Here is a 4,727-nt window from a genome sequence, read left to right as displayed (position 1 = left end):
TCATCTTCGGGAGGCCTCGACCCCTATCCGGCGACCGACGCGCCGACCCGCACTACACCCTGGATCCTGAAGAGCCGGTTTGCAGGACGCGCCGGTGCTGTGGTTCGCGGCACTACGTGCTCTGATCGCCGGGGCCGCGCTGTTGCTCGTCGCCGCCGCGCAGCGACGGCCCCTGCGGCCGCGGGGGCCGTCCTGGGGTCTGCTGACGGCGATGGCGGTGGTGAACGTGACCGTGGCCTTCGCCGCGATGTTCGCCGGGACCGCAGGACTGGCCACGGGGGCGGCAGCGGTGCTGTCGAACGCGCAACCGTTACTGATCCTGCTGCCGGCCTGGTGGTTCTACGGTGAGGCCGTGTCCGCGCGCACCGCGGCCTCTGTGGTGGTCGGGTTCGCCGGGTTGGTGCTGGTGGGGGTGGCTAGTGGTGGCGGGCAGGGGGCGTGGCTGTCGCTGCTCTCGGCGGTGGCCGTCACCGCCGGAACGCTGATGTCACGGAGGCTGTCCGGAACGGATCTGGTGGTCGCCATCGGCTGGCACTTTGTGCTCGGCGGTCTTCTGCTGGTGGCGTTGGCCGCCGCGGTCGAGGGTACCCCGGCCATCACCTGGACGCCCCGGTTCGTGCTGGCGCTGGGATTCCTGTCGCTGATCGGGACCGCAGCCGCCTTCCTCGCATGGTTCCGCCAGACCCAGGTGGCACGCCTGGACCTGCTCAGTGCGTGGACCCTGCTGGTGCCCGTGATCGCCATGGTGGTCTCGACGGTGTTGCCCGGGGAACGGCCCACCGCGTGGAGTGCGGTGGGGGTGGTGATCGTGCTGGTCTCCCTGGCGCTGGTGATGGTCCCGGGCAGGGCTCGCCCGGGACCATGACCAGTCACGGCCTCGACGCCAGCCCAGGTAGCCACCGGCCTCCCGTGTCTCATCGGGCTCCTGCCCATGGACCATCCGTGGCTAGACTCGGCGCGGACGGCACACCAGTTGCAGGGAGGGGTGCGACGGCGATGAACAGGCATCTCCGCCACCCGCGGGTAGGCGATCGTGCGACTGCCCCCGGTGACGCTGCGCCGGCCCGGCCACGGCGCCTGCGCGCGCTGTGGAACTCGGCCATCGGCGGGATCGGCGTGGCCCTGGGGCTCCTCCCGCACGTGCTGCACCACGTGGGCGTGCTCGCCGGGACGGCGCTGATTGCCGGGTCCGGCGGGACCCTCTTGTTCGGTGTCCTGGGCCTTGCCGCCTCGGTCCCCTTCCTGCTGCGCCTGCGCCGCAGGTTCGGCACCTGGTGGGCACCGGCCGTCGGTCTGGTCGTCTTCGCGGCCCTCTACTCGCTCTCGGCCTTCGTCATCGGCCCGCTGATCAGCGGCAGCGCAACAGGCGGCGTCCCGGGCGGCGGCGAGTCCCCGGCCCCCACCCACAACCCCGGCCACACCTCCGGACACTGACCGGAAGAGGACCCAGGCCCTTTCTCGCCACATGGCGCAGCGGGTGTGCCACACCGCCGGGGAGCATTCCTCTGCGCAACGGGAACAGCGCGGGATCCTCCCTGGCCGGCTGACGCTGCGACGAGCATCTTCTCGATGCTGCACGGCAGCACCCAGCACCAACCCGTCTGAGTCACTGAATCCTTCAGGGACGGCCCCGGCCGCTTGAAAACCCGAGAGGACTCCCACACCCGGATCCGCAGATGCGGAAACCACGGGGGCCGGACCCCTACAGCCGGCCCTGGTGACGGGGGCGGACGACGAGCACGGGGCAGCGGGCGTGGCGGACGACCTGGGTGGAGACCGAGCCCAGCAGCAGGCCGGTGAAGCCGCCGTAGCCGTGGGATCCCACGATCAGCAGATCAGCCTCGGCGGAGGCCTCGACCAGCACGGCGGCGGCTTGGCCCTGGACCACCTCGCCGGTGATGTCCTCCTGCTCGGCGTGCACACTGCGCAGAGCGTCTTCTTGGAGGTGCCGGGCCCTGGCTTCGTATCGGGTCAGGTCCCACTCCAGGTCGTCGTCGCCGGCCACCATGGACGGGTGCTGCCAGGCGGTCACCACGTGCACCTGCCCGTGGCGCAACCGGGCCTCGGTGACCGCCCACTCCAGAGCCCTCAGGGACTCGGGGGAGCCGTCCACCCCGACCACGATGCGGAAGGTCTCCGCGGCGTTCACGGCCGTGCCCCCGCCGCGGGGTGGGTCTCGCTGAGGTGCGGGGCGCGGGCCAGGAAGTCGGCGCGCACCCCCAGGGCGGCGTCGGTGCGGCTCATGGATTCTGTCCCGTCGGTGACGGTGCCGGTCAGGGCCCGGATCGCGTCGATGTTCTCCGGGACGACCACCGCCTGGTTGTCGACGGTGTAGGTGCAGAACAGCTCCTCGCCGCGCACCGTGAGGATGTCGGCCCACACGGCGACCTCGTACATGTCCCCGCGGGGCCGTCCGAGGTCCCGCATCAGCTCGATGGTGCTGTTGGGCGCCACGATCCCCTCGCTGCTGCGGACCAGCGCGATCCGCGGCATGGCGCCCAGCGCCTCGAGGACTTCTTCGGAGGTGGCGGGGCGGGTGAGGTTGATAGTCCAGTAGTGCAGGTGATTCTGCGTGTGGGCGCCCTTGGCGGCCATGGTGACCACGTCGAGGTCCGGGACGACTGTCTGAGCGTCGGGTCCCTGGTGGCTGGGGATGGCTGTTTCGGGGACGATGGTGTTCATGATCCCGGAGTGATCGGATTCCCAGGGGTCGGTGGCCCGGCGAATGAGCACCCCACGTGCTTTGGTCAGTAACCCGGCGTCCTTCAGGGCAGTGAGGGTGCGGACGGTGGCGGTGGTGTTGCAGGACACCACCCGGGTGGTGTCCCGGCCGAGGGCGGTGGCGTAGTTGGCGTGGGCGACGAAGGAGTGGCCGGTGAGGGCGTGCTTCTCCCCACCCTGGAAGATGGCTTTGACCTCGTGGGCCCGGTAGTGCTCCAGGTTGGTGGCTCCGATTTTGGCCGGGGTGCAGTCCACGATCACGTCCACGGCGTCGAGAAGCTGATGCAGTTCCCCCGCCAGGGTGATGCCTGCTGAGCGCATCGCCGCGACGCCCTCGGTGGTGGAGGCGTAGACGGGGATGCCGCGGGAGACAGCGGCGGTGAGCCGGTAGTCGGAGATCACGTCGCTGACCCCGACCAGTTCCATGTCGTGTTGGGCGGTGATCGCATCGGCCACGCGTTTGCCGATCACCCCGTAGCCGTTGACGCCCACTCGTATGGTCTGGTCCATGATGGTTCCTTTCGTGGAAGGGATTGCTGGTGGTCGGTGGTGTGGATGGGTACTGGTCCGCGGTCAGGGCCGGCGGCGTCGCTTCCGGTGCGCCGACCACGCCAGGTAGGCGCCCAGGGAGCCGGTCGCGCCCAGACCCGTGCTGAGCACCGGAAGTTGCCAGGATCGGCGCTGCACCGGATCCGAGGCGGCCAGATCCCCGAGTCCCCGCACGAAGGCAGCCGTTAGGATCGCCAGGCCCAACCGATGGCCTGCCGACTCGAGGCGGTCCACGAGAGGGTCCAGTTCGGCGGTGCGCAGGTGCAGTTCCGGGCCCCCGGCCTCGAGCATGGCCTGGACGCGGCGTAGCTGCTCGGGCAACTCCGCGGTGAGGTCCAGGACATCGGCCCCTGCCTGGGACAGGCGTCCGGCGATGGCGGAGGGGGAGTAGCGCTCCAGCAGCAACCTGTGGGCGTAGGGTCGCAGGACCTCACCGAGCTGGAACTGGGGGTCCAGCGTCGTTCCCAGGCCCTCGGCCATCAGCAGCATTTTCAGCAATAAGGAGACCTCCCGCGGCAACTGCAGGTGGTGGCGGCGCAGGACCGCGAGAACTTCCTTAATGAGCTTCCCTACCCGGACTTCGCCTAACGCCCGCCCAGAGTAGAGGGCCACGACGGGGGTTAGATCCCCGGTCAGGGCGGGGACATTGACAGGGTGCCGGGAGGTGGTCAGCTCGGCCAGGGTGGTGGCGATCTGCCGGGGATGCTGGCGCACCAGGGCCAGCAACAGGGCTCCGAGGCGGTCGCGCAGTTGCTCGTCGATGTCCCCGACCATGCCGAAGTCGATCAGGGCGATGCGCCCGCCGAATTCCACGAAGAGGTTGCCCGGGTGCGGGTCGGCGTGGAAGAAGCCGTCCCGGAACACCATCTGGGCTACCGCACCGGTCGCGCGGGTCGCCAGGGCCGCACGGTCGATCCCGGTGGCATCGAGCCCCGCCAGGTCGTTGATCTTCAGCCCGTGCATCCGTTCCAGGGTCAGCACCCGGGAGGTGGTGGTCTCCCAGAAGACCCGGGGGACACGGATGGTGTCGTTGTCGGCGAAGTTCGCCGCGAAGCGTTCGGTGTTGCGTCCTTCGGCGAGGTAGTCCAGTTCCGCCCGCAGCGTGGTGGCGAACTCCTCGGCAATGCCGGTCAGGTCGTAGTCGGCGGCGGCCTCCCAATGGCGGCTGGCCCGTGCGGCGATGTTCTGCAGGATCTCCAGGTCTTCTTGGACCTGGGCTGCGACCCCGGGTCGACGCACCTTGACCACGACCTCGGTGCCGTCGAGCAGGCGGGCCGCATGGGCCTGCCCCAGCGATGCACTGGCCAGAGGTTCTTCATCGAAGGCGGCGAAGACCTCCGACGGGGCGTTGCCCAGTTCGCCGACGATCAGGTCCGTGATGTGAGGTTGACCCCCTTCGGTGGACGTCCTTGATGGTCAGGCCTGGTGCCTGGCAGGGAGGATGTTCCTGTGGGAGC

The 4,727-nt window shown here is 69.7% G+C and carries 5 protein-coding genes; 2 read left to right on the top strand and 3 right to left on the bottom strand.

Going from position 1 to position 4,727, the window contains the following annotated elements; all coding sequences use genetic code 11:
• The first annotated feature begins 79 nt into the window (after positions 1-79).
• Positions 80-865, top strand: a complete 786-nt coding sequence (locus tag ACPYN7_RS17815; RefSeq protein ID WP_424348528.1) for a DMT family transporter — start codon at positions 80-82, stop codon at positions 863-865.
• Positions 866-1,116: 251 nt separating this feature from the next.
• Entirely contained in the window at positions 1,117-1,434 is a 318-nt protein-coding gene (locus ACPYN7_RS17810; protein ID WP_197722644.1) for a hypothetical protein, read from the top strand.
• Between the two features lie 268 nt (positions 1,435-1,702).
• Here the strand turns inward: ACPYN7_RS17810 and ACPYN7_RS17805 are convergent, their stop codons facing one another.
• From ACPYN7_RS17805 to ACPYN7_RS17795, 3 genes are all read right to left on the bottom strand, one after another.
• Entirely contained in the window at positions 1,703-2,149 is a 447-nt protein-coding gene (locus ACPYN7_RS17805) for a universal stress protein (RefSeq protein WP_424348527.1), read from the bottom strand.
• Positions 2,146-3,231, bottom strand: coding sequence for a type II glyceraldehyde-3-phosphate dehydrogenase (locus ACPYN7_RS17800; protein WP_424348526.1), 1,086 nt, complete (start codon positions 3,229-3,231; stop codon positions 2,146-2,148). The genes ACPYN7_RS17805 and ACPYN7_RS17800 overlap by 4 nt, the downstream gene beginning before the upstream one ends.
• A gap of 63 nt (positions 3,232-3,294) precedes the next feature.
• Entirely contained in the window at positions 3,295-4,641 is a 1,347-nt protein-coding gene (locus tag ACPYN7_RS17795) for an ABC1 kinase family protein (RefSeq protein WP_424348529.1), read from the bottom strand.
• Positions 4,642-4,727 lie beyond the last annotated feature (86 nt).

Source organism: Kocuria sp. CH-021 (assembly GCF_049716185.1).
Classification (GTDB): Bacteria; Actinomycetota; Actinomycetes; order Actinomycetales; family Micrococcaceae; genus Kocuria; species Kocuria cellulosilytica.
The sequence above is the reverse complement of the archived record's forward strand: the minus strand, read 5'-3'. Positions and strand labels throughout refer to the sequence as shown.